Origin of the sequence: Streptomyces sp. NPDC088354 (assembly GCF_044753585.1) — a bacterium.
Taxonomy (GTDB): Bacteria; Actinomycetota; Actinomycetes; order Streptomycetales; family Streptomycetaceae; genus Actinacidiphila.
Map to the genome: position 1 here is coordinate 328,744 of NZ_JBIVNJ010000001.1, position 23,570 is coordinate 352,313.

Below are 23,570 nucleotides of genomic sequence, written 5' to 3' on the forward strand. Positions count from 1 at the left end.
GTCCTTTCATGGAGAAGGCTGGGAACCTGCCTTGGCCCCGTTGTTCTACCGAAGTCGGCGGCCCGGGGTCAATGCTTTCCCTTTTTACATCCGGAAATCTTTTCCCGGGAGCGCGCCCGGAGAATTTCTTCGGGTGTCCCCCGGCAATCGGGCCACCCGATATTCCTGGACCATTCCGGCTTATCTACCCGCGTAGACTTTCTGGCAGGGTACGGTTGGGGACATCACCGCAGCACACCACCGGGAGTGACCGTGGCACGCGTCGTAGTCGACGTCATGCTCAAGCCGGAGATCCTCGACCCGCAGGGCCAGGCCGTGCAGCGTGCGCTGCCGCGCCTCGGGTTCGAGGGAATCGCCGACGTCCGCCAGGGCAAGCGTTTTGAGCTCGAACTGGAGGGTCCGGTCGACGACGCCGCCCTCGCCCGTATCCGCGAGATGGCCGAGACCTTCCTCGCCAACACCGTGATCGAGGACTTCAGTGTGAAGGTGGAGTCGTGACGGCACGCATCGGCGTCGTCACCTTCCCCGGCACGCTGGACGACCGGGACACCCAGCGCGCCGTGCGCCTGGCCGGCGCCGAGCCGGTCGCGCTCTGGCACCGTGACAAGGATCTCCACCAGGTCGACGCCGTCGTCCTGCCGGGCGGATTCAGTTACGGCGACTATCTGCGCGCGGGGGCGATTTCCCGCTTCTCGCCCGTGATGGACTCGATCATCGCGGGCGCCAAGGACGGTCTTCCGGTCCTGGGTATCTGCAACGGCTTCCAGGTGCTCACCGAGACGCATCTCCTGCCGGGCGCGATGTTGCGCAACAATCACCTGCACTTCATCTGCCGGGACCAGAAGCTGGTCGTCGAGAACAACGCGACCTCCTGGACCGCGGATTACGAGCAGGGCCAGGAGATCAGCATCCCGCTCAAGAACATCGACGGGCGCTACGTCGCCGACGAGCGCGTCCTGGACGAGCTGGAAGCCGAGGGCCGCGTGGTGTTCCGCTACGCCGACGGCAATCCCAACGGCTCGCTCCGCGACATCGCCGGCGTCACCAACGCCGCGGGCAATGTCGTCGGCCTGATGCCGCACCCCGAGCACGCGGTGGAGTCCCTCATCGGGACGGGGCGCACCGACGGCCTCGGATTCTTCACCTCGATCCTCAAGAAGCTGGTCACCGCATGAGCCGCACTCCTCTGGACACGGTCGAGAACGCGGCCGTGACTCCCGACGTCGAGCTGCCCTGGGCCGAACTCGGCCTGAAGAAGGACGAGTACGAGCGCGTCGTCGAGATCCTCGGCCGCCGTCCCACGGGCGCCGAACTCGCCATGTACTCCGTGATGTGGTCCGAGCACTGCTCGTACAAGTCCTCGAAGGTGCACCTGCGCCAGTTCGGCGAGAAGGCCCCGCAGTCGGACGCCCTCCTCGTCGGCATCGGCGAGAACGCCGGCGTCGTCGACGTCGGCCAGGGCTACGCCGTCACCTTCAAGGTCGAGTCGCACAACCACCCCTCGTACGTCGAGCCCTACCAGGGCGCGGCCACGGGCGTCGGCGGCATCGTGCGCGACATCATCGCGATGGGCGCGCGGCCCGTCGCCGTCGTCGACCCGCTGCGCTTCGGCGCCGCCGACCACCCCGACACCAAGCGCGTCCTGCCGGGCGTCGTCGCGGGCATCGGCGGCTACGGCAACTGCCTGGGCCTGCCCAACATCGGCGGCGAGGTCGTCTTCGACGCCTGCTACCAGGGCAACCCGCTGGTCAACGCCGGTGCCATCGGCGTCATGCGGCACGAGGACATCCACCTCGCGAAGGCGTCCGGCGCGGGCAACAAGGTCATCCTGTACGGCGCCCGCACGGGCGGCGACGGCATCGGCGGCGCCTCCATCCTGGCCTCCGAGACCTTCGACGACGCCAAGCCGTCCAAGCGTCCGGCCGTCCAGGTCGGCGACCCCTTCCAGGAGAAGCTGCTCATCGAGTGCACCCTGGAGGCCTTCCGGGAGAAGCTCGTCGTCGGCATCCAGGACCTCGGCGCCGCCGGACTGTCCTGCGCCACCTCCGAGCTCGCCTCCAACGGCTCCGGCGGCATGCGCGTCACCCTCGACGACGTACCGCTGCGCGACTCGACGCTCTCGCCCGAGGAGATCCTCATGAGCGAGTCGCAGGAGCGCATGTGCGCGGTGGTCGAGCCGGAGAAGGTCGACCGCTTCCTGGAGATCTGCGAGAAGTGGGACGTCATCGCGACCGTCATCGGTGAGGTCACCGACGGCGACCGGCTGGAGATCTTCTGGCACGGCGGCAAGATCGTCGACGTCGACCCGCGCACCGTCGCCCACGAGGGCCCGGTCTACGAGCGCCCCTACGCCCGCCCGTCGTGGCAGGACGCGCTCCAGGCGGACGACGCGAACAAGCTGCCCCGCCCGGCCACGAGCGAGGAGCTGAGGGACCAGGTCATGCGACTGGTCGCCTCCCCGAACCAGGCATCCAAGTCCTGGATCACCTCCCAGTACGACCACTTCGTGCAGGGCAACACCGTGCTGGCCATGCCCGAGGACTCGGGCATGATCCGCGTCGACGAGGAGACCGGGCTCGGCGTCGCCATCGCCACGGACGGCAACGGCCGCTACGCCAAGCTCGACCCGTACACGGGCGCGCAGCTCGCGCTCGCCGAGGCGTACCGCAACGTCGCGACGACCGGCGCCAAGCCGCTCGCCGTCTCCGACTGCCTCAACTTCGGCTCGCCCGAGGACCCCGCCGTCATGTGGCAGTTCGCCGAGGCCGTCCGCGGTCTCGCCGACGGCTGCCTGCAGCTGGGCACGCCGGTGACCGGCGGCAACGTCTCGCTGTACAACCAGACCGGCGAGGTCGCCATCCACCCGACGCCGGTCGTGGCGGTGCTCGGCGTCATCGACGACGTCGCCCGGCGCACGCCCGTCGCGTTCAAGGAGACGGGCCAGCTGCTGTACCTCCTCGGTGACACCCACGAGGAGTTCGGCGGCTCTGCCTGGTCGCAGGTCGTCCACGACCACCTCGGCGGGCTGCCCCCGAAGGTCGACCTGGAGCGCGAGCGGCTGCTCGGCGAGATCCTGATCTCGGCCTCCCGGGACGGCATGGTCGACGCGGCCCACGACCTGTCGGACGGCGGTCTGGTGCAGGCCGTCGTCGAGTCCTGCCTGCGCGGCGGGAACGGCGCGCGGCTCGTGGTGCCGGACGGTCTGGACCCGTTCGTGTTCCTGTTCTCGGAGTCCGCCGGCCGGGCGATCGTCTCGATCCCGCGCAGCGAGGAGCTCCGTTTCACCGACATGTGCGGCGCACGTGGTCTGCCCGCGACCCGCATCGGTGTCGTGGACGGCGAATCGGTCGAGGTGCAGGGGCAGTTCACGATCGGGCTGGACGAACTGCGCACGGCGCACGAGGACACGATCCCGGCGCTGCTGGGCTGATCGCACGGCGCTGCCGACGCGCCCCCGTGCCGCTGGGCGCGGGGGCGCGTTGACCTTTCGGTAACCGCACGCGCGAACGGCTGGCCCATACTCCAGGCGTGAGCGAGCGCAGAGCCCCCGGCGAACTGCCCCTGTGGCGTGCCCGTGACACCAGGCGCTGGGCGGCCTGCCGGCCGGCCGCGTGGTCCCGGCCGCGATGGGGAGCCCTGGCGCTGGCCGTCGCCGTCGGTGCGGCCGTCGCCGTGGCGCCCGGAGCCCTCGGGGCACCGCACTACTGGCTGGCGGCGGCCCAGGTGTACTGGCTGTTCCGGCTGCCCCAGCTCACCTTGGTGTCGGCGCCCCTGCTCGTGGCCCTGCCGGCGTGGCTCGCGGAGCCCGCGGTGGCCCTGCCGGTCTCCGTGGCGCTCGCCCTGTGCTGGGCCGGGGCCCGCCACCGTCTCGCGGTCCGGGGCCGGCAGCGCCTGCTCGCGGCCAACGCCGCCGGTGACGTACGCCTGCGGCTGCCGGCGCCGCTGCCCGCGCCGCGCCGCGGGCTCATGCCGCTCGTCGTCGGGCTGCCGCTGTGCGCCGCCGCGGCCGTACCGTTTCTTCTCCCGGTCGCCCTGCTCGGGTTCACGCTCCTGGTCACCGGGCTGCTGACCCGGCGGCGGGCCGCCGCGCTGCGCCGGGACGAACTGCCGGTGTTGCGCGTACTGTCCCGCGAGGACGAGGACACCCGGGTGTGGGTCTACGCCGCCGACGACACCGCGGGCCGCGTGCCGCTCTTCTCCTGCCCGGTGCGGCCCGGTTCCGCGATGCCCGACGACGACCACGCGCCCGGCGACAGCCGGCTGCGCGACACGCTGCTCTTCGGCGCGCCCTGCGAGGGAGCCGAACTGGCGCTGCTCTCCGCGGATGTGGAACACGGACCGCTGATCGACCGGGTGGCCGGGCCGGTGCGCCCGGTGGGGGGCTAACCTGCGACCGCAAGGCAACCATCGCCACGACGAGGGGTCCTGATCGATGTTCGAGTACAAGGTCGTCAACTTCCGTGAGTCGCTCATAGGGGACGCGATCGACAGCGACAAGCTGGAGAAGACGCTCAACAAGCACGCCGAGGACGGCTGGCAGCTCAAGGCCATCACCGCCGCCGACGTCAAGGGCCGCATCGGTCCCGGCGCCGTCGAGGGTCTGCTGATCACCCTCGAGCGGCCGCGCCAGGCCTGACCGCCCCGGTCCCGGTCCCGGTGCGGGGGCCGGCCGGCGCGTAGGCTGCACGCCATGCCGCCCGCCGCCCGCCGCCCCCGCACCTACGACCCGGCGCGGACCGCCGCCGCGCTCACGGCGCAGGCGGGGCATGTCCTCGACGCCGCGCGGACGCTGAGCGCGGAACAGCTGTCGGCGTCCTCGGGCCTGCCGGGCTGGGACGTGCTCCACCTGCTGGTGCACACGGTGCGCCAGATCGAGGTGGTCCCCCGGGTACTGGCCGAACCGGCCCCGGCCAAGGCGGACCTGGACCTGACGGGCTGGGCCCGCTCCACCAACCGCATCGCCGTCAACCTGGACGCGGACACCCGCGAGGCCGCGCTCGGCACCGCCGACGTCGTCGGGCGTCTGGAAGCGGCGGCGGGCGACCTGCGGGCCGCGCTGCCCGAGGCGGTCGACCCGGCCCGCGTGATCGCCATCACTCTGGGCGCGATGCGCGCGCCGGACTTCCTCGTGACCCGCCTCGTCGAACTCGTCGTGCACAGCGACGACCTGGCCACGGCGACCGGTGTCCCCGTTCCGCTGGACCGGCAGGCCCTGGCCGCCGTCGTGCGGCTGCTGGCCGACACCCTGGCCGCCACCGCGCCCGGCAACTCCGTCGAGGTCCGCGTGCCGCCGTACGCGGCCGTCCAGTGCGTGGCCGGGCCCCGGCACACCCGCGGAACCCCGCCCAACGTCGTCGAGACCGACCCCGTCACCTGGGTGCGCCTGGTCACCGGACGCACGTCCTGGGACGCCGCCCTCGCCGCCGGCGCCGTCTCCGCGAGCGGTGAGCGCGCCGACCTGGCCCCCTATCTGCCCCTGCTCGGCTGAGGCGGTGGGGGCGCCCGCATAATGCGCCGGTGACCTCGACGACCGCACCGGCGGACATACCGGCCCGCCCCTGGCTCTCCGCCGACGCGCAGCGCTGGGCCGCCGTGCGCCTGCCGGGCTGGGCGCGCCCGCTGTGGTGCGTGCCGGTGCTGCTGGTGGCGGTGATCACCGCGATCGCGTCCTCGCCTTACCCGCTGTGCACTACGGATGCGCCCTGCGGGCCGATGTGGCTGGACGCGATCGGTACGGCCGGCTTCTTCGTCCACGCGGTCTGGCTGTTCGCGCTGCCCGAGGCGGCGCTGCTGTCGGCGCCCCTGCTGTTGCTGTGGACCGCCGATCCCGCCAACTGGTCCGGCGGCACCGGTGAGCACATGGCGGCCGCCACGGTGGTGGCCGCGCTGTGCTGGAGCTGGGCGGCGGTCGCGGCGCGCCTGCGGATGCGGCGCCGCCAGCGGGCGCTCGCCCTGGAGGCGGCCGGTGGCGTCGCGCTGCCGGTCCCGTCGCTGGTCGTCCCCGTGCGGCGCGGCATGTTCCGTGCGGTCACCGGTGCCGCGGCGCTGGTGGTTGCGGTGGTGGCCGCCGTGGTCGCGGTCACCGGTGACCGCGCGGACGAGGCGCACGCCGCGGCGGCGGACCGTGTCCCGGCGGTCGTCGTCGCCAATGGCGCCGACGACCATCTCGTCGTGCGCTTCGCCGACGGCACCCGCCATCACGTCGGTGTGGCGTACCCGGAGGACTACGAGCCCGGCGCGGAGGCCGCCGTCCTCGTCGACGGCGGCTGGATGCGGCTGGCCGCGGAGCCCTACCGGGACCGGACCGGGTCGCAGCTCCTGGTGCTCGGGGCAGGCGGCGCGGGGCTCACCCTGCTGTTGTCCGCCGCCCTCACGATCATCCGCGTCCGGGCGGTGCGTCGTGGACCGGCGCCCGCGCTGCGGGTGCTGGCGCGACGCAAGCACGGCTTCACCGTGATCCGCCCGCTGGACGGCAGGGCCGGCGAGCCGGTCCTGATGTACGACCCGGTCAAGCTCGGCGGGCCGCCCCAGGGGGAGAGCGTGCTGTTCGGCCTGCCCGCCGAGGCGGGCGAGTTCGTCCTCGTCGGCTCCGGGAAGTCCGGCCGTGTCGTGACGGAGGTGAGCGCCTCTCCCGCACTGCGGTGGTCGAAGCCCGCCGCCGATCCCCGGCCGCACTGGAACGCCGGGCACCGCCGTGCGGCGGAGGCGAGGGTGGCCGAGGCGGCGGCCGCGATGAAGCCTGCCACGGGCCCCGTCCGCTGGCAGGGCGGTCCGGTGGCCCGGGCGGGGGGCGGGCTGACCCTGCTGGCTCTCGGCGCCGTCCCGGCGGTCCCCGGCTTCCTCGGCGACAACTGGTGGCACTGGATTCTCTGCGTCGTGGGCACAGTAACGATCGGCAGCGATGCGGTGGGCCTGATCAGGTGGCGCGTCACGGCCGACGCGGACGGGCTGTGGGTACGCCGTTCCTGGAGGACCCGGCATGTGCCCTGGTCGGAGGTGACCCGGGTCGACCGCACCTCCGGGGGCGACCTGGTCGTGCGCCGCACCAACGGCCTGGACGACCTTCGCCTGGGCAGCGTCGGCGACCCGCGGTGGGAGCGCTTGCGCGGCCGCCCGTCCCCCGCGACACGCGCCGCGGCCGAGCTGACCGCCATGATCCGCGACCCGGAACTGCGCCCCTGAGGTCGGTCAGGACCGTTCAGGACCAGTCAGGACGAAGGTCACATGCCCATGCGCCCCATGGGTTTACGCGCATAGAACACGGGTTTGTCGGGTTCCCTCGTTCGGACGACACCGCAACCTGCCCTAGACTCGATGACGTGCCACGTGGTGACGGACGACTCAACCACGACCTGCTCCCCGGCGAGAAGGGCCCCCAGGACGCTTGCGGCGTCTTCGGTGTCTGGGCCCCCGGCGAAGAGGTCTCCAAGCTCACCTATTTCGGGCTGTACGCCCTGCAGCACCGCGGACAGGAGTCCGCGGGCATCGCAGTGAGCAACGGCTCCCAGATCCTGGTCTTCAAGGACATGGGCCTGGTGTCCCAGGTCTTCGACGAAACCTCGCTCGGCTCCCTCCGGGGCCACATCGCGGTCGGCCATGCCCGTTACTCGACCACGGGCGCGTCGGTCTGGGAGAACGCCCAGCCGACCTTCCGTGCCACGGCCAGCGGCTCCATCGCGCTCGGCCACAACGGCAACCTGGTCAACACCGCGGAGCTGGCCGAGATGGTCGCGGCGCTGCCGCAGGGCAACGGCCGGGCCACCAAGGTCGCCGCGACCAACGACACCGACCTGGTGACGGCGCTGCTGGCCGGACAGGCCGACGCGGACGGCAAGCCGATGTCCGTCGAGGAGGCCGCCCGCCAGGTGCTGCCCAAGGTCAAGGGCGCCTTCAGCCTGGTCTTCATGGACGAGCACACGCTCTACGCCGCCCGCGACCCGCAGGGCATCCGCCCGCTGGTGCTGGGCCGCCTGGAGCGCGGCTGGGTGGTCGCCTCGGAGTCCGCCGCCCTGGACATCGTCGGCGCGAGCTTCATCCGGGAGATCGAGCCCGGCGAGCTGGTCGTCATCGACGAGAACGGGCTGCGCGCCTCCCGCTTCGCCGAGGCCAGGCCCAAGGGCTGTGTCTTCGAGTACGTCTACCTGGCCCGCCCCGACACCGACATCGCCGGGCGCAACGTCTACCTGTCCCGGGTCGAGATGGGCCGCCGGCTGGCCAAGGAGGCCCCGGCCGACGCCGATCTGGTGATACCGACTCCGGAGTCCGGCACGCCGGCCGCCGTCGGCTTCGCCGAGGCCAGCGGCATCCCGTACGGCTCGGGCCTGGTGAAGAACTCCTACGTCGGCCGGACGTTCATCCAGCCCAGCCAGACCATCCGGCAGCTGGGCATCCGCCTGAAGCTCAACCCGCTCAAGGAGGTCATCCGGGGCAAGCGCCTGGTGGTCGTGGACGACTCGATCGTCCGCGGCAACACCCAGCGTGCGCTGGTCAGGATGCTCCGCGAGGCCGGTGCCGCCGAGGTCCACATCCGGATCTCCTCGCCGCCCATCAAGTGGCCGTGCTTCTTCGGCATCGACTTCGCCACCCGCGCCGAGCTGATCGCCAACGGGCTGACCGTCGACGAGATCTGCAAGTCGCTGGACGCCGACTCGCTGGCGTACATCTCGATCGACGCGATGGTCGAGGCGACCACGATCGCCAAGCCGGATCTGTGCCGCGCCTGCTTCGACGGTGAGTACCCGATGGAGCTGCCGGACCCCGAGCTGCTCGGCAAGCACCTCCTGGAGACCGAGCTGGCCGGCGGCCCCGACGCCGCCGACGCGCTCCGTCGCCCGTAAGCACACGACGCAAGGACACCTCACAGTCATGTCCGAGAACACCGGTGCCAGCTACGCCGCGGCGGGAGTCGACATCGAGGCGGGCGACCGCGCGGTCGAGCTGATGAAGGAATGGGTGAAGAAGGCCACCCGCCCCGAGGTCGTGGGCGGGCTCGGCGGCTTCGCCGGCCTCTTCGACGCCAGCGCCCTCAAGCGCTACGAGCGCCCCCTGCTGGCCTCCGCCACCGACGGCGTGGGCACGAAGGTGGACATCGCCCGCCGGATGGGCGTCTACGACACCATCGGCCACGACCTCGTCGGCATGGTCGTGGACGACTTGGTCGTGTGCGGCGCCGAGCCGCTGTTCATGACCGACTACATCTGCGTCGGCAAGGTCTTCCCGGACCGGGTCGCCGCCATCGTCAAGGGCATCGCGGAGGGCTGTGTACTGGCCGGCTGCGCCCTGGTGGGCGGCGAGACCGCCGAGCACCCGGGCCTGCTCGGCGAGGACGAGTTCGACGTCGCGGGCGCCGGCACCGGCGTGGTCGAGGCGGACCGGCTGCTGGGCGCCGATCGCATCCGTAAGGGTGACGTGGTGATCGCCATGGAGTCCTCCGGTCTTCACTCCAACGGGTACTCGCTCGTGCGTCATGTGCTCTTCGACCGGGCCGGCTGGGCGCTGGACCGCGAGGTCGCGGAGTTCGGCCGCACCCTCGGCGAGGAGCTGCTGGAGCCGACCCGGATCTACTCGCTGGACTGCCTCGCGCTCACCCGCACGGCCGAGGTGCACGCGTTCTCGCACGTCACCGGCGGCGGTCTGGCCAACAACCTGGCCCGGGTCGTGCCGGACCACCTGCACGTCACCGTGGACCGTTCGACGTGGGCACCGGGCGCGGTGTTCCGGACCGTCGGCGAACTGGGCGGGGTGGCGCGGCACGAGCTGGAGAAGACCCTCAACATGGGCGTCGGCATGGTCGCCGTGGTCCCCGAGGAGTCGGTGGACGTGGCGCTGGCGACGCTGGCCGACCGGGGCCTGGAGGCCTGGGTGGCCGGTGAGGTCCTGGAGCGCGGCGAGCGCGCCGAGGCCGTCGAGCTCACCGGTGAGTACGCGGACTAGGGAGCCCGGGGCGGCCGGCACGGCCAGGTCGGAGGCCCGCCCCGCGCCCCGCGGAACGGGCATCACGAAACCCGGTCCGGGCGTGCCCGGACCGGGTCAGTGGTCAAGCTGGATTGGATTGTGCAGCGTCAAGCGCGACGACGTTGGGACGAGGGCTCGGACTCGTCTTCGTCCTCGTCGTCCTCATCGTCGCCGTAGAGATCCGCGTACCGTGCGTACGGGTCGTCTTCCAGCTCGTCGTCATCGTCGTCCTGCTGTACCTCCGGCGGATTTACCGGCAGTGGTGACGATGCGCCCAGCTCTTCGGCCAGACGTGACAGGTCAGTGCCGCCGCTGTTGTACTTCAGCTGGCGGGCGACCTTCGTCTGCTTGGCCTTGGCCCGGCCGCGCCCCATTGGCTCGACCCCCTCAACGTGGGGCTCGACGGCCCCGAGTCTTGACACGCGTTCACGATGTGGAACGGGCCCTCGCAGGAGAGTCCCGGTCCGTAGGGCTTCAACGGTACCTGCTTCCGAGGCCGCACGGTACGTCGCCCGCACGACGCGCGTCGGAGCAGAGGCCCGCCGAGGGCCCGTCCTGGCTGGTCAGTCGTGATTTTACCTTCTTCCGCCGCGGTCTGGCTGCCGGGGCGTGGTAACGACCGAATCTCCAGTCTGCGGCCCGTGTCCCGGGCGGCCGGCGAAGGCCGTACGGGTGAACGACGGGCGCGCGCACACCGTACGACGGCGGGGCGGTCCGGTGTCCGCTTTGTGATGGAGGACACGCCCCCGCCCGGCCGGGCGGGGGCGTGTCCTCCCGTGCCGTCAGTTGGCGGCCGAGGGCCGCAGCCAGCGGTCCGAGGGGGTGCGCTCGGCCATGCGCTGCTCGGCGAGCCGGTCGGCCGCGGCGGCGGGCGGGATGCCGTCGGCCGCGGCGCGCTCGAAGATGGCCAGCGTCGTGTCGAAGATCTTGGTCGCCTTGCCGCGGGCCCGCTCGAAGTCGAAGCCGTGCAGTTCGTCGGCGACCTGGATCACGCCGCCCGCGTTCACCACGTAGTCGGGCGCGTACAGGATGCCGCGGTCGGCGAGGTCCTTCTCGACACCGGGGTGCGCGAGCTGGTTGTTGGCCGCACCGCAGACGATCGTCGCGGTGAGGGCCGGCACGGTGTCGTCGTTGAGCGCGCCGCCGAGCGCGCAGGGCGCGTACACGTCCAGCGGGGTCCTGATCAGGACGTCAGCGTCGGTGACGGCGGTGACCTGGGGGTGACGGGAGGTGATCCGCTCGACGGCTTCGCCGCGAACGTCGGTGATCACGACCTCGGCGCCGTCCTGGAGGAGGTGCTCCACCAGGTGGTGGCCGACCTTGCCGACGCCGGCGACGCCGACCCGGCGGCCGCGCAGCGTGGGCTCGCCCCACTTGGCCCGTGCGGCGGCCCGCATGCCCTGGAACACGCCCCAGGCGGTCAGCACCGAGGAGTCGCCGGCGCCGCCGTTCTCGGGCGAGCGGCCGGTCGTCCACTGCGGGTTGGCCCGGGCCACGACGTCCATGTCGGCGACGTACGTGCCGACGTCGCAGGCGGTCACGTAGCGACCGCCGAGCGAGGCCACGAAGCGGCCGTAGGCCAGCAGCAGTTCCTCGGACTTGACGGTGTCCGGGTCACCGATGATCACGGCCTTGCCGCCACCGAGGTCCAGCCCGGCGAGCGCGTTCTTGTACGACATGCCGCGGGCGAGGTTGAGCGCGTCGGCGACGGCCTCCTCGTCGGAGGCGTAGGCGTGGAAGCGGGTGCCGCCGAGGGCCGGGCCCAGGGCGGTGGAGTGGATCGCGACGACGGCCTTGAGGCCGGTGGCGCGGTCCTGGCACAAGACGACCTGCTCGTGTCCTCCCTGATCCGATCGGAACAGGGTCCACAAGGGGGAGACGATGCCGGATGTCTGACGTACGTCGGTCACTGTGGTGACTCCCGATGTCCAGAGGTCGCCCTCCGAGCGGGTGGGGAGGGCCGGTTGCGAGAAGAGTAGAGCCACCTGGTCCTGTGCATGCTTCCAGTGTCGTGGATCACTCCCGGTGGGGGAAGCGACGTGGGACGATGCCAGGGCGGATGCCGTCGTGAGGGAGCGGGTGTGGGCTTGTCTTCGGTACTGGTCCCGTACGCGTCGTATCTGCGCGTGTACGAGCCGCTGGCGGCCTTCCCGGAGCCCGAACGAAGCCGCTGGTACCGCTATGCCGCGGCGGGCGCGGAACGGACCGCACAGGACGAACTGCGCCAGTCCCTGGCCAACCTCCTGCCCGTCCCCCCGGTGCCCGTTCCGGTGCACGAGAGCCCGGACGCCTTCGTGACCGTCGTGGACGGCGTGACGCACGTCTGCCCCTGGCGCACCCGGCTGCGCGGCTGGCTGGCCCTGGAGGACCTCGCCGAGGAGTTCCCCACCGCGGTGCTGGACGCCGTGCTGCCCAAGGTCGTGCGGGAGCAGGCGGCGGCCGACTACGAGGCGTGGCGGGCCGAGAAGCCGGAGAACGCCGACGCGCGGCCGTGGATCCGCAGTGCGACCTGGCATGTGCCGGTGCGCTGGTTCACGCTGTTCGACGACTCCGAGCGGGAGTACGAGCCGGCCGGCGCCGGGGAGTCCAAGCAGCCGGTGATGCGCTACCGGACCCCCATGGTGCAGGCCCGCCGGCGTACGGCGCGGGGCCTTCGGGTGCTGAAGGATTCACTCGATGAGGGAGTCCTGATCGACGGCCTGGTAGATGTAGGGCGCTGGCTGGAGGAGTTCCACCCGCGGTCGCTGGTCGAACTCGACTACGGCGGTCTCGTCCACGTCATCCCCGAGGACCGGCTCGCCGACGACCACTCCGCCACCGACGTGGCGGACGCGCTCGCGGCACTGCGCGCCGGGGACGGGTCGCGGGCCGGCGAGGCGTACGAGCGTCTCACCGACCGCTGGCGGGCCGTCCGGGAGCTGCAGTACGCGAGTTGAGGGACCGTCGGAAGTCCTTTGGCGCGGGGACCTTGGTCCCGAGTGCGGTCGACCGGTACCTTTGGCCTAAGGGTGACGTAAAGCACCTTTGGGGGGCTTGCCCTCATCCCTACCCCCCATGACAATATGGGACATCGGGTCCGTAAGGACCTTATTCCGTCTGCTTAGGACGGAATGTCCGATCTTGCATCCCTTGAGGTGGGGCTGTTGCTCGTGGGTTGGCTGTGACTGATCGTCACTCTGGTGTGACTGTCCGTTATGGCCCGGTCCATCGGCTTCCGTCGAGCTTAGACACCTCAGAGGGCAAATCCATCGGTTTGGCCGACACGGCTGGACAGATGGTGTAGTTGTAGTGCCGAGGACAAGCCGTTCGTCCTATTACCGACTCGGCCCGCGTCCGCCATTTCGGGCAACGCGGGTCAAGGTGCAGAATTTAGAGGAAAGAACCGTGTTGGTTCGGTTCTCTCGAGGAGGCCGCTCATGACCGCTCGCACCCCTGATGCCGAGCCGCTGCTGACCCCCGCTGAGGTCGCCACGATGTTCCGCGTGGACCCGAAGACGGTCACGCGCTGGGCCAAGGCTGGCAAGCTCACGTCCATCCGCACGCTCGGCGGGCATCGCCGCTACCGCGAGGCGGAGGTCCGTGCACTGCTGGCGGGCATTCCGCAGCAGCGCAGCGAGGCCTGACCTGATCCAACGGGCGCTCGCGCAGGGCCCCCAACCTGCCGAAACGTCCGCTCCAACGGGTCCCTGCCCCCATCAGGGAAGCCCAAGGGAACCTTGATCGCACCGGAGTCCGCCGGCTCCGGTGCGATCTTTTTTGTGCGCGTGATGTGTCCGTCTTGTGCGGACGTGCGGCTCATGGGCACGGTGCAATTGCACATATTAAATTGACGGTCCCCCAGGAGGCCTCAAGTTCCCCCAGAGTCGAAACTCTTGGCGTGACTCCCGTCACATGCACGGGTCTTGCCCTCAGTGTTCCCTGTGCGGTAGTGACTTTCCGCACTTCTGCCGCCCGTTCCGGCGCCGGCCCCAACAGTCGGTGGCGGACCGGGTGGTGGCGTGTGCGGCCCTCGCGCCGCGCCCGTGCCCGGCTGCCGGCGCCGGCGGCAGGGCACGGGCGGCCGAGGGCGCGGGTGCCGCCCCGCAGGTGCCGATGTCCGGTGAAGCCATGAGCCAGGCGTACCACGCACGAAGGCCCGGATCCAGAGGATCCGGGCCTTCCTTTACTGCGGTCCTGACGGGATTTGAACCCGCGGCCTCCACCTTGACAGGGTGGCGAGCACTCCAAACTGCTCCACAGGACCTCGTTCCGCCGCCCTCTTTCCTGGCGACGAGGAAGACTGTACAGCAGGTCAGAGGGTGAAAGCGAACCGGATACCGGGCGGCCTCGCGGCGGGCGGCGGGGGTTGCCGCGGGGTCAGCCCCAGGCCTCGTCCAGCGCCTTGAAGATGCGCTTGTCGGAGACGGGGAAGGCGGTGCCGAGGGCGTGCGCGAAGTAGCTCACGCGCAGCTCCTCGACCATCCAGCGGATGTCGCGCACCCGCTCGGGGACGGGCCGCCCGGCCGGCCGGGCGGCGAGCAGCTCGGCGTACTCGGCCTGGATCTCCCGGACCTTCTCCATGCGTGTGGTGTCGCGCTGGGCGCCGCTGGGCATCTGCTGCAGCCGCCGGTCGACGGCGACCAGGTAGCGCATCAGGTCCGGCAGCCGGCGCACGCCCGTGGCGGCCACGAAGCCGGGGTGCACGAGGGCCGCCAGCTGCTCCTTGACGTCCGCGAGGTTGGCGACCAGCGCCAGGCTCTGGGTGGCCTTCAGACGGCGCTCACAGGCCTGCCAGGCGGCCAGCACCTGGCGGACCTGCCCCACCGTCTTGATGGTCAGTTCGACCAGGTCCGCGCGCACGGAGTCGTAGAGCTTGCGGAAGGACTCCTCGTCCCAGACCGGTCCGCCGTGGTCGGCGACGAGGCGGTCGGCGGCGGCGGTGACGCAGTCGTCGAAGAGGGCGGCCACCGAGCCGTGCGGGCTGCGCGACAGGGCGAGCTTGTCCTGGTTGGACAGCCGGTCCGCGACGAACTTCGCGGGGTTGGCGGGCACGTTCAGCAGGATCAGCCGGCGGGTGCCGCGCCACATCGCCTCGGCCTGCTCGGCCTCGGTGTCGAAGAGCTGCACGCCCACGCTCTCGCCCTCGTCCACCAGCGCCGGGTACGCCTTGACCGGCTGGCCGGCCCGCCGGGTCTCGAAGGTGCGCGGCAGGGTGCCCACGGTCCACTGCTTCAGGCCCGTGCGCCGCTCGATGCCGATGGAGCCCGCCGCGTCGAAGGCCTTGGTGATGGCGGCCTTGGTCTTCGGCCGGAGGCTGAGCTTGAGTGCCTCCAGGTCCTTGTCCTCGGCCAGCTTGCGGCGCCGCTCGTCGGTCACCCGGAAGGTGATCTTCAGATGGTCGGGCACCTTGGCGAGGTCGAAGTCCTCGGCCGTGACGGGCACGCCCACCATCCGCTGCAACTCGCGCGCCAGCGTCTCCGGGAGGGGGTCCTGCACCGGCACGACGCGGTCCAGGAACGCCTTCGCGTAGTTGGGCGCCGGTACGTAGTGGCGCCGGATCGCCTTGGGCAGCGAGCGGATGAGCTCGGTGACGACCTCCTCGCGCAGGCCCGGGATCTGCCAGTCGAAGCCGTCCGCGGTGATCTGGTTGAGCACCTGCAGCGGGACGTGGACGGTCACGCCGTCCGCGTCGGCGCCGGGTTCGAACTGGTAGGTCACCCGCAGCTTGAGCTTCCCCTGCCGCCAGGAGTCGGGGTAGTCGTCCTTGGTGACGGCCTCGGCGTTCTCGTTGATGAGCATGGAGTGCTCGAAGCTGAGCAGCTCCGGCCGCTCCTTGCGCTGCTGCTTCCACCACGAGTCGAAGTGCGCGCCGGACACCACGTGTTCGGGCACCACGCGGTCGTAGAAGTCGAAGAGCGTCTCGTCGTCCACGAGGATGTCGCGGCGCCGCGCCCGGTGCTCCAGCTCCTCGACCTCCGCGAGCAGTTTGCGGTTGTCGTGGAAGAACTGGTGGTGGGTCCGCCAGTCGCCCTCGACCAGCGCGTTGCGGATGAACAGCTCGCGGCTGGTCTCCGGGTCGATCTTCCCGTAGTTGACCTTGCGGTCGGCGACGATCGGCACGCCGTACAGCGTCACCTTCTCCAGGGCCACGACCGCGGCCTGGTCCTTCTCCCAGTGCGGCTCGCTGTAGGACCGTTTCACCAGATGCTGGGCGAGCGGTTCGATCCACTCCGGTTCGATGCGGGAGTTGACCCGCGCCCACAGCCGCGAGGTCTCCACCAGCTCGGCGGACATGATCCAGCGCGGCGGTTTCCTGAAGAGCGACGAGCCGGGGAAGACCGCGAACTTGGCGCTGCGGGCGCCCAGGTACTCGTTCTTGCTGTCGGTGTCCTTCAGGCCGACGTGCGACAGCAGGCCGGCCAGCAGGGACTGGTGCACGTGCTGGGCGTTGACCTCGTGGTCGCCCTCGGCGAGGTGGATGCCCATCGTCTTGGCGACCGTCCGCAGCTGGCTGTAGATGTCCTGCCACTCGCGGATGCGCAGGTAGTTGAGGAACTCCGTGCGGCACATCCGGCGGAAGGCCGAGGAGGACAGCGCCTTCTGCTGCTCGCGGACGTACCGCCACAGGTTGAGCAGCGCCATGAAGTCGCTGGTCTCGTCGGCGAAGCGGCGGTGCTTCTCGTCCGCCTGCTGCTGTTTCTCCTGGGGGCGCTCGCGCGGGTCCTGGATGGACAGTGCGGCCGCGATGACCATCACCTCGCGGACCACGCCGTTGCGCTCCGCCTCCAGCACCATGCGGGCCAGCCGCGGGTCCACCGGCAGCTGGGAGAGCTTGCGGCCGGTCTGGGTGAGCTTCTGCCCCTCCAGCGCGCCCAGTTCCTGGAGCAGCTGGACGCCGTCCTTGATGTTCCGGGCGTCCGGCGGGTCGATGAAGGGGAAGCGGGCGATGTCGCCGAGGCCCGCGGCGGTCATCTGCAGGATGACGGAGGCCAGGTTGGTGCGCAGGATCTCCGCGTCGGTGAACTCCGGGCGGGACAGGAAGTCGTCCTCGGAGTACAGCCGGACGCAGATGCCGTCCGCCAGCCGTCCGCAGCGGCCCTTGCGCTGGTTGGCGCTGGCCTGGCTGATCGGCTCGATCGGCAGCCGCTGCACCTTGGTGCGGTGGCTGTAGCGGGAGATGCGGGCCATGCCCGTGTCGATCACGTACCGGATGCCCGGGACGGTGAGCGAGGTCTCCGCGACGTTGGTGGCCAGCACGATGCGCCGGCCCGTGCCGCGCTGGAACACCCGGTGCTGCTCGGCGGAGGACAGCCGCGCGTACAGCGGCAGTACCTCGGTGAAGCGCAGCTGCCGCTTGTTGAGGGCGTCGGCGGTGTCGCGGATCTCCCGCTCACCGGAGAGGAAGACCAGGATGTCGCCGGGGCCCTCGGCCTGGAGCTCGTCGACCGCGTCGCAGATCGCGGTGATCTGGTCGCGGTCCGCTTCGTCGGCGTCCCCGTCCCCCTCCGCCAGGAGCGGCCGGTACCGCACCTCGACCGGGTACGTACGCCCGCTGACCTCCACGATCGGGGCGTCGCCGAAGTGCCGGGAGAAGCGCTGCGGGTCGATGGTCGCGGAGGTGATCACGACCTTGAGGTCGGGGCGGCGGGGGAGCAGCTGGGCGAGGTAGCCCAGGATGAAGTCGATGTTGAGGCTGCGCTCGTGCGCCTCGTCGATGATGATCGTGTCGTACTGGAGCAGCTCGCGGTCCGTCTGGATCTCGGCGAGCATGATGCCGTCCGTCATCAGCTTGACCAGCGTGCCGTCGCCGACCTGGTCGGTGAAGCGGACCTTCCAGCCGACCGCCTCGCCCAGCGGGGTGCGCAGCTCCTCCGCGACGCGCTCCGCGACCGTGCGGGCGGCGATCCGGCGGGGCTGGGTGTGCCCGATCAGGCCGCGGACGCCGCGGCCCAGCTCCAGGCAGATCTTCGGGATCTGGGTCGTCTTGCCGGAGCCGGTCTCGCCCGCGACGATCACGACCTGGTGGTCCCGGATCGCCGCGAGGATCTCGTCCTTCTTCTGGCTGACCGGCAACTGCTCCGGGTACGAGATCGCGGGTATGGCCGTGCGCCGCGCCTCGACCTTGAGGGCGGCCTTGTCGATCTCGGTCCCGATCTCCGCCAGCACCGCCGTACGGGCCTCCGGCTTGCGGATGCGGCGGGCGCCGTCGAGGCGGCGGCCGAGGCGCTGCGCGTCGCGCAGGGTGAGCTCGGTGAGCCGGGTGCCGAGCTCGGCGAATGCGGGGGTGGGGGGCTGCGTAGACATAGCGCGTTCCAGCATCGCATTCGGTACGGCCCACGGGCGAACCCATTTCGGTCGGCGGACCCCCGGGCGCGATGCCCGTGCGATGTCCGTGCGATGTCCGGCGGGGCCGGAGGGCCGGTACACGGGGATGCCGCGCGCGACGTGCGGCATCCCCGGACCGGGGAGACGATCGAGGAGCGGAGTCCTCCCGGGAAGCGGGCCGTAGCCCTCGCTCCCCGCGGTCCGGGGCTCCGCGCGCGTGATCCACGACCCCGGCACGTCCGCAGGAAGGACCTCACCATGGCCGCTCCCACCGTTGTGATCACCGGCGCGCTCACCGGCATCGGCCGTGCCACCGCGGAGGCGTACGCGCGCCAGGGCGCGAACGTCGTGGTGTCGGGCCGCCACCAGGAGGCCGGCGAGCAGCTCGCCGGGGAACTGGGGGCGCTGGGCGGCCGGGCGGACTTCGTCAGGACCGACGTGCGCCTCGAGGCCGAGGTGCAGCGGCTCATGGAGCACGCCGTCCAGACCTACGGGAAGATCGACGTCGCCTTCAACAACGCCGGCACCGAGGGAACCCCCGGCGGCATCGAGGACATCACCGACAAGGAGTACGACGCCGTCTTCGACACGAACGTGCGCGGGACGCTGCTGAGCATGAAGCACGAGTTCCTCGCCATGAAGAACACCGGTGGCGGCAGCATCGTCAACATCAGCTCCACCTACGGCCAGATGGGCTTTCCCGGCGCGGGCCTGTACGTGGCCAGCAAGCACGCCGTCATCGGCATCACGAAGGTCGCCGCCATCGAGGGCGCGCTGGTCGGCATCCGGGTGAACGCGGTGGCTCCCGGCTTCACCCGGACCGCCATGTACGAGCGGGTCACCGCCTCGGACGGGTTCCGCCGGGCGGTGGACTCCGTCCTGCCGATGCACCGCCCCGGCACCCCGGAGGAGATCGCGGACGCGGTGCTCTTCCTCGGTTCGGAGAAGGCCTCCTACATCACCGGGCAGACCCTCACCCTGGACGGCGGGCTCATGGCCGGCTGGCCGCTCTTCCCGGTCGGCTGACCCCGCGCGACGTCCGCCTGCTCGGCAGGCCGGGGGCCACGCCCCGGGACAACGCGAAACCCCCGCCGAGGATCTCGGCGGGGGTTCCTGCCCTTGCGGGCTGCTGTGGCTGGGGCCGGGGTCGAACCGGCGACCTATCGCTTTTCAGGCGATCGCTCGTACCAACTGAGCTACCCAGCCAGCGCGGTCCTGACGGGATTTGAACCCGCGGCCTCCACCTTGACAGGGTGGCGAGCACTCCAAACTGCTCCACAGGACCCAGCTTTGCGCTTCTCTGTGCGAGACACAGTCTCGCACAGGTCAGTGCGTGCCCCCAACGGGATTCGAACCCGTGCTACCGCCTTGAAAGGGCGGCGTCCTGGGCCACTAGACGATGAGGGCTGATGGCCCGCCGGGCGGTGTTTCGGCCGTCGGGGACGTGAGAAGCATATGGGATGCGGCGGGAGATCGCCAAAACGCTTTAGCCCGCGCCCGTCGGGCGGACCGCGGGGGACGGCTCCCGCCCGGGTGCCACCTCCGCCGGCAGGTGGCGGGAGACCTCGGCCGTCGACTGGCCCAGACCGCCCAGCGTGATCTCGTCCCAGGCCTGCAGGGCGTGGGTGTCGCGGTCCAGGTAGAGCACCGAGGCCTCCACCTTCTGCGGCGTGTCGCCCTCCACGGCGCGCAGCCCGCCGCCGCCCGTCGTGCCCTGCACCATCAGCCGGCTGCCGTGCTCCAGGACGCTGACGTTCCGCTGATGGGTGTGCCCGGCCAGGATCAGCGGGACGGTGCCGTCGGCCTCGGCGGCCGCGACGGGGTTGTGGGCGATGGCGATGTCGACCGTGTGCCCGGCCGCGTCCTGCCGCCGGACGGAGTCGGCCAGCCGCTGGCCGGCCCGGCGTTCCGCGGCGTCGCCGGCGGCCTCGACCGAGCGGTCCGGGGTGAACTGCGGGTCGCCGATGCCGGCGATCCGCAGCCCCTTCACGACCGCCGAGTCCCCGTTGTCCACCACGATGGCCCCCTTGCGCGCCGCCACCGCGCGCTGGCTGTCCATCGAGTCGTGGTTCCCGCGCACGAAGACGTAGGGCGCGCCCAGGTCGGGGATGGCGGAGGTGAAGCCGTTCTCGGCGGCGGTGCCGTGGTCCATCAGATCGCCGGTGTCCACGATGACGTCGATCCGGTACTCGGCGACGACGGACTGGATGATCTGCCAGGCCGCCGGGTTGAGGTGGATGTCCGAGACGTGCAGCACCCGCAGGGTCGACGGGTCGGGGGTGTACGCGGGCAGCGTGGAGGTCGCGTCGTACAGCCGGGTCATGTTGGTGACCAGGCGTGCCAGCTCCTGCTGGTAGACGTCGAAGTCGCTGACGATGCTGCGGGCGTTGCCGACCACGGACGGCGCGCTGCTCAGCAGCCCGGAGAACTTCGGCTCCAGGACACTGCGCGGGTTCCACGTCCCGTACGCCGTGCCCGCGCAGGCCGCCAGCACCACCAGTGACAGGCCGCCGGCGGCCAGGGCCCTGCGGGGCCTGCGGTAGACGGCCAGGCCCAGGGCGGTGGCGCCGGTCAGCACCGCCAGCGACGAGCGCAGCGCGAGCTCCGCGGTGCTGTTGCGCACGTCCGAGGCGACCTCGTCCTGCAGCCCGCTCAGCCGCTCCGGGTGCCGGACCAGGGCCTGGGCGCGCTCGGGGTCGAGGGTGTCGACATCCACCACCAGCCGCAGCGGGCCGTCGTGGCTGTCGAGCTGCAGGGCTCCCAGCGGCGCCACGTTCACCTTGGTGTCCCCGGTCCACGCCGGGTGCAGGGACATCCGGGTGTTCATCGGCCCCACCGGCTCCTTGATGCTCCCCAGCACCACCAGTCCGAGCCAGCCGCCGATCAGCGTGACCGCGACCAGCGCGAGCGCGGTGAGCCAGGGGCGGTGCGGCGTGCCGAGGGCGGGAGCGGCGGGAGTTGGACGAGAGGCGCCCGCGGAGGGGGAGGGACGACGCCCAAGGGCACGACGCAGCACGGACCGGACGCGGTGCGGCAGATCTCGGAGCATTGCCGACGTATGCCCGCCTCCTCCCTCGCGTAAGCCCCGTTACCCCCAGCCCAGCTCGTGGAGGCGTTCCTCCTCGATGCCGAAGTGGTGCGCCACCTCGTGGACGACGGTCGTGGCGACCTCCTCCACGATCTGCTCGGTGGTGGAGCACAGCCGCTGGGTCGGGCCCCGGTAGATCGTGATGCGGTCGGGGAGCACCCCGGCGTACCACTCGCCGCGCTCGGTCAGGGGAGTGCCCTCGTACAGGCCGAGCAGCCCGGGGTCGGACGGGTCGGGTTCGTCCTCGACGAACACCGCCACGTTGTCCATGACCCGGGCCAGCTCGGGCGGGATCCGGTCCAGCGCGTCGCTGACCAGTTCCTCGAACGCTTCGCGCGACATCTCCAGCACACCGCCCATTGTCCGGGACGGCGGGGCGACAGGACAGCGTCCGACGCGGATCGGGTCACACGGGCGCGGCGCCGGCGAAGGCGGCGGCCGCTCCCGCGGCGATGCTCACCACCACGAGTACGTGGTCGGCGCGCCGCACAGTCCGGTGCCCAGCAGGAGTTGGAGCCGGGTGGACGCGTCGGCCGCCACCGCGCCGGTGACCGCGCCCAGGATCAGCGACCCGGCGACGTTCACGGTGAGGGTGTCCCCAGGGGAAGACGCCGTCGTGCCGCGACTGGACCTACGGTCCGTCAGATGGCGCAGGGCGCGCCGATCGCGGCGCCCACGGCGACGAGCAGCCGGTTCACCCGCGTCACCCCCGCAGGTGCCGTGCACGACCTCCACCCCCTCGACCGTGGCCGGACCCGTGGTCAGCACCGCCCGCAACCGCGGCAGGAGGGCCCTCACCCGTTCGGAGCTGTCCACGACGACGATCATCGGCAGGTGCGTGGGCGCGGTGCACGATCTCGCTGTGCAGCGGCCGGTGGTGCCAGGTGTCGCGCTCCCCCGCGTGGACGGTGAGCCGGAGCGCCGGACCGGTGAGCATCATCACGTCCTCCACAGACGGCGGGTCAGCGCCGCCGCGGACCACACGCAGAGCCGGGCGGCAGGGCGGCAGGGCGGTCCTGGGTGTGGCCGCCAGGTAGAGCAGGGCGACGGCGACCCGGCCGGCGGTCAGCAGTCGCTGCACGTCGACCGTGTACGTCGACAAGGTCGTGAAGCCGCCGGGCACGCCGGTCCCCAGGAACGGCCGGACGAGGCGGTGCGGCGAGGGAAGGCGTTCGGCGACCACCGCCATCAGCACGCCGATCGCCGCGTAACCGGCCGCGTTCACCAGGAAGGTCGTCCTCGGGAAGGTCCCGGCCGCGGTGGCGTGGAGCAGCCCCGCGCCGTAGCGGGCGAACGCCCCGGCGACCCCGCCGAGTGCGACGACGGCGACCACCGGACCCTGGTCGCGCAGCGGTGCCCTCCACCGGGAGCGCGGCGGGTCGCCCGCTGCCCGTGCCCGCCGACTGCCCATGCCCTGGGCGGTATCCGAGAGGGGCCGGGGGAGGGCCGGCCGGGCGGCGTGCGGCCGCGGGCGTGTCCCCGGGGGCCGCGGGCCCGTTGGGCAGCGCGGAACCCGCTCAGCGGGACGACCCGCCCGCAGACCCACTCCTGATCATCTCCGGACCTTCTTCAGACGTCCTCAGACCTTCCGAGGTGCTCCCGTGACCCCTGCCACAGCCCGCGCGCGCACGGCGGCCGCACTGCTTCTCCCCGTACTCGCCCTGGGGTCCCTGACCGGCTGCATGACCGTCGGCGGCACGGGCAGCGACGCCAAGCCCGACGGGATCTCCTCGGGGATCTCCGGTGAGGACGGCGGGGCCGGCGGCGCCGGCTCGGACGGCGGTCTGGGCATGCCCCGCGTCGCCCCGGGCGTCCCCGGCGGCCGGCCGGGCCGGCCGGGGCACTCCCCGTCGGCCTCGCGGTCGCCGTCGGCGAGCGCGCAGGAATCGGTGCCGGGGCCGACCCAGGGTCCGGGCGCCCCGCACAGCGGCAAGCCGTCGGGACGGCCGTCGTCCTCGCCCCGGCCCTCGACGCCCGCGTCCCCCTCCGACCGGCCCTCGCCCTCGTCGTCGCCCGGTGGCGGCGAGTCGTCCGCGCCGCCCTCCGGCGGCTCCTCGCCCGAGCCGTCGCCCTCCAGTGCACCGTCCGCCAACGGGGCCGCCTGAGGCCTCCCGGACCGAATTGGCCAAAGCGGCCACCTATGCGTATGCTGGTAGATCGTTTGATCCCATTGCCCGGCGCCGAACCGAGACGCGCCGCGTTGGCGCGTTCCTTTTCTCCTGTG

Annotated in this window: 18 protein-coding genes, 4 tRNA genes and 3 pseudogenes; 13 read left to right on the plus strand and 12 right to left on the minus strand. The window is 71.6% G+C overall.

Translation table 11 applies throughout. The features are described 5' to 3' along the window. The first annotated feature begins 252 nt into the window (after window positions 1–252). The 9 genes from purS to purM all read left to right on the plus strand — a co-directional run bounded on the left by purS (window position 253) and on the right by purM (window position 9,933). Complete coding sequence (gene purS, locus ACIP98_RS01615) at window positions 253–498, plus strand: phosphoribosylformylglycinamidine synthase subunit PurS (RefSeq protein ID WP_319660270.1); 246 nt, start codon at window positions 253–255, stop codon at window positions 496–498. Next, window positions 495–1,175 carry a phosphoribosylformylglycinamidine synthase subunit PurQ gene (purQ, locus tag ACIP98_RS01620; protein ID WP_319660271.1) on the plus strand — a complete coding sequence of 227 codons (681 nt, stop codon included), beginning with the start codon at window positions 495–497 and terminating at the stop codon, window positions 1,173–1,175. The genes purS and purQ overlap by 4 nt, the downstream gene beginning before the upstream one ends. After that, window positions 1,172–3,430, plus strand: a complete 2,259-nt coding sequence (gene purL / locus ACIP98_RS01625) for a phosphoribosylformylglycinamidine synthase subunit PurL (protein ID WP_319660272.1) — start codon at window positions 1,172–1,174, stop codon at window positions 3,428–3,430. Before purQ ends, purL begins: the two co-directional genes overlap by 4 nt. 98 nt (window positions 3,431–3,528) lie before the next feature. Next, window positions 3,529–4,386: a hypothetical protein gene (locus ACIP98_RS01630; RefSeq protein WP_401973156.1), complete on the plus strand. Its 858-nt coding sequence runs from the start codon at window positions 3,529–3,531 to the stop codon at window positions 4,384–4,386. Window positions 4,387–4,432: 46 nt separating this feature from the next. Next, window positions 4,433–4,636: a DUF4177 domain-containing protein gene (locus tag ACIP98_RS01635; RefSeq protein WP_319660274.1), complete on the plus strand. Its 204-nt coding sequence runs from the start codon at window positions 4,433–4,435 to the stop codon at window positions 4,634–4,636. Between the two features lie 54 nt (window positions 4,637–4,690). Continuing rightward, window positions 4,691–5,488: a sterol carrier family protein gene (locus tag ACIP98_RS01640; RefSeq protein WP_401973159.1), complete on the plus strand. Its 798-nt coding sequence runs from the start codon at window positions 4,691–4,693 to the stop codon at window positions 5,486–5,488. Window positions 5,489–5,517: 29 nt separating this feature from the next. Further along, on the plus strand, window positions 5,518–7,182 hold the full coding sequence (locus ACIP98_RS01645) for a hypothetical protein (RefSeq protein ID WP_401973161.1): 1,665 nt from the start codon (window positions 5,518–5,520) through the stop codon (window positions 7,180–7,182). 137 nt (window positions 7,183–7,319) lie between these two features. Beyond that, on the plus strand, window positions 7,320–8,837 hold the full coding sequence (purF, locus tag ACIP98_RS01650; RefSeq protein ID WP_319660277.1) for an amidophosphoribosyltransferase: 1,518 nt from the start codon (window positions 7,320–7,322) through the stop codon (window positions 8,835–8,837). 28 nt (window positions 8,838–8,865) lie between these two features. Beyond that, window positions 8,866–9,933: a phosphoribosylformylglycinamidine cyclo-ligase gene (gene purM / locus ACIP98_RS01655; protein WP_319660278.1), complete on the plus strand. Its 1,068-nt coding sequence runs from the start codon at window positions 8,866–8,868 to the stop codon at window positions 9,931–9,933. Between the two features lie 128 nt (window positions 9,934–10,061). Here purM and ACIP98_RS01660 read toward each other — a convergent pair whose 3' ends face one another. Together ACIP98_RS01660 and ACIP98_RS01665 are read right to left on the minus strand one after the other, a co-directional pair. After that, window positions 10,062–10,376: a DUF3073 domain-containing protein gene (locus ACIP98_RS01660; protein ID WP_319660279.1), complete on the minus strand. Its 315-nt coding sequence runs from the start codon at window positions 10,374–10,376 to the stop codon at window positions 10,062–10,064. A 360-nt stretch (window positions 10,377–10,736) separates the two neighbouring features. Then, window positions 10,737–11,864: a Leu/Phe/Val dehydrogenase gene (locus ACIP98_RS01665; RefSeq protein WP_401973163.1), complete on the minus strand. Its 1,128-nt coding sequence runs from the start codon at window positions 11,862–11,864 to the stop codon at window positions 10,737–10,739. A gap of 171 nt (window positions 11,865–12,035) precedes the next feature. Here ACIP98_RS01665 and ACIP98_RS01670 point away from each other — a divergent pair, with 171 nt between their 5' ends. Both ACIP98_RS01670 and bldC read left to right on the plus strand, forming a co-directional pair. Then, window positions 12,036–12,890 carry a hypothetical protein gene (locus tag ACIP98_RS01670; RefSeq protein WP_319660281.1) on the plus strand — a complete coding sequence of 285 codons (855 nt, stop codon included), beginning with the start codon at window positions 12,036–12,038 and terminating at the stop codon, window positions 12,888–12,890. A 480-nt stretch (window positions 12,891–13,370) separates the two neighbouring features. Next, on the plus strand, window positions 13,371–13,577 hold the full coding sequence (bldC, locus tag ACIP98_RS01675) for a developmental transcriptional regulator BldC (protein WP_003949541.1): 207 nt from the start codon (window positions 13,371–13,373) through the stop codon (window positions 13,575–13,577). 545 nt (window positions 13,578–14,122) lie between these two features. Here the strand turns inward: bldC and ACIP98_RS01680 are convergent. Together ACIP98_RS01680 and hrpA are read right to left on the minus strand one after the other, a co-directional pair. Beyond that, a tRNA-Asp gene (locus ACIP98_RS01680) sits at window positions 14,123–14,197 on the minus strand. A gap of 113 nt (window positions 14,198–14,310) precedes the next feature. Then, window positions 14,311–18,237 (minus strand): ATP-dependent RNA helicase HrpA, encoded by a 3,927-nt coding sequence (hrpA, locus tag ACIP98_RS01685; protein WP_319660282.1) that lies wholly within the window; start codon window positions 18,235–18,237, stop codon window positions 14,311–14,313. A 279-nt stretch (window positions 18,238–18,516) separates the two neighbouring features. On the opposite strand from hrpA, the gene ACIP98_RS01690 reads away from it, so the two are divergent. After that, the gene (locus ACIP98_RS01690; protein WP_319660283.1) at window positions 18,517–19,284 is read left to right on the plus strand and encodes a glucose 1-dehydrogenase; all 768 of its coding nucleotides are present in this window, start codon (window positions 18,517–18,519) and stop codon (window positions 19,282–19,284) included. A gap of 106 nt (window positions 19,285–19,390) precedes the next feature. Here the strand turns inward: ACIP98_RS01690 and ACIP98_RS01695 are convergent. The 8 genes and pseudogenes from ACIP98_RS01695 to ACIP98_RS01730 form a co-directional block, all read right to left on the minus strand. Continuing rightward, window positions 19,391–19,464 (minus strand) — tRNA-Phe (locus tag ACIP98_RS01695). Between the two features lie 4 nt (window positions 19,465–19,468). After that, window positions 19,469–19,543: transfer RNA gene (locus ACIP98_RS01700), tRNA-Asp, on the minus strand. Between the two features lie 49 nt (window positions 19,544–19,592). Beyond that, a tRNA-Glu gene (locus tag ACIP98_RS01705) sits at window positions 19,593–19,665 on the minus strand. A 79-nt stretch (window positions 19,666–19,744) separates the two neighbouring features. Next, window positions 19,745–21,307 carry a metallophosphoesterase gene (locus ACIP98_RS01710; RefSeq protein ID WP_319660284.1) on the minus strand — a complete coding sequence of 521 codons (1,563 nt, stop codon included), beginning with the start codon at window positions 21,305–21,307 and terminating at the stop codon, window positions 19,745–19,747. A gap of 39 nt (window positions 21,308–21,346) precedes the next feature. Beyond that, the gene (locus ACIP98_RS01715; RefSeq protein WP_319660401.1) at window positions 21,347–21,697 is read right to left on the minus strand and encodes a metallopeptidase family protein; all 351 of its coding nucleotides are present in this window, start codon (window positions 21,695–21,697) and stop codon (window positions 21,347–21,349) included. A 114-nt stretch (window positions 21,698–21,811) separates the two neighbouring features. After that, a pseudogene (locus tag ACIP98_RS01720) lies at window positions 21,812–22,044 on the minus strand (fluoride efflux transporter FluC); the annotation flags it as partial. An 88-nt stretch (window positions 22,045–22,132) separates the two neighbouring features. Continuing rightward, a pseudogene (locus tag ACIP98_RS01725) lies at window positions 22,133–22,186 on the minus strand (hypothetical protein); the annotation flags it as partial. A 99-nt stretch (window positions 22,187–22,285) separates the two neighbouring features. Next, window positions 22,286–22,757: pseudogene (locus ACIP98_RS01730) on the minus strand (CrcB family protein). 190 nt (window positions 22,758–22,947) lie between these two features. Between ACIP98_RS01730 and ACIP98_RS01735 the strand changes: the two are divergent. Further along, window positions 22,948–23,451, plus strand: a complete 504-nt coding sequence (locus tag ACIP98_RS01735; protein ID WP_319660286.1) for a hypothetical protein — start codon at window positions 22,948–22,950, stop codon at window positions 23,449–23,451. Window positions 23,452–23,570: the final 119 nt, after the last annotated feature.

Bases quoted from the DNA above. Each gene is read 5' to 3' on its own strand.
- purL (WP_319660272.1), top strand. From the start codon at position 1,172: ATGAGCCGCACTCCTCTGGACACGGTCGAGAACGCGGCCGTGACTCCC.
- ACIP98_RS01635 (WP_319660274.1), top strand. From the start codon at position 4,433: ATGTTCGAGTACAAGGTCGTCAACTTCCGTGAGTCGCTCATAGGGGAC.
- ACIP98_RS01640 (WP_401973159.1), top strand. From the start codon at position 4,691: ATGCCGCCCGCCGCCCGCCGCCCCCGCACCTACGACCCGGCGCGGACC.
- purM (WP_319660278.1), top strand. From the start codon at position 8,866: ATGTCCGAGAACACCGGTGCCAGCTACGCCGCGGCGGGAGTCGACATC.
- bldC (WP_003949541.1), top strand. From the start codon at position 13,371: ATGACCGCTCGCACCCCTGATGCCGAGCCGCTGCTGACCCCCGCTGAG.
- hrpA (WP_319660282.1), bottom strand. From the start codon at position 18,237: ATGTCTACGCAGCCCCCCACCCCCGCATTCGCCGAGCTCGGCACCCGG.
- ACIP98_RS01690 (WP_319660283.1), top strand. From the start codon at position 18,517: ATGGCCGCTCCCACCGTTGTGATCACCGGCGCGCTCACCGGCATCGGC.
- ACIP98_RS01710 (WP_319660284.1), bottom strand. From the start codon at position 21,307: ATGCTCCGAGATCTGCCGCACCGCGTCCGGTCCGTGCTGCGTCGTGCC.